Genomic DNA, 235 nt, shown 5'->3' on the forward strand with positions numbered 1-235 from the left:
ATGTACGGCAATGTCAGCTCGGCCATCTAACATTGCTTGCTCTAGTTCTTTAACAAATAAGCCTTTACCGCCAATTTTAGCCAATGGCGTATCTAAAATTATATCCCCTTGCGTCGACATTGGGACTAATTCTACGCGCACATCTGCATGAAAACGCTCAAGCTCTGCTTTTACAAATTCGGCCTGCCAAAGTGCTAGAGCGCTTTTGCGCGTTGCGATGCGTACTAATTTTGTT

General features: G+C 44.3%; 1 pseudogene. It reads right to left on the minus strand.

Features of this window, described 5'->3' with window-relative positions:
- Nucleotides 1-235 (minus strand): annotated as a pseudogene (locus AAEY57_RS21165) (hydroxymethylbilane synthase); the annotation flags it as partial.

The sequence above is a fragment of the Pseudoalteromonas sp. MER144-MNA-CIBAN-0113 genome (genome assembly GCF_040308965.1).
GTDB classification, from domain to species: domain Bacteria; phylum Pseudomonadota; class Gammaproteobacteria; order Enterobacterales; family Alteromonadaceae; genus Pseudoalteromonas; species Pseudoalteromonas tetraodonis.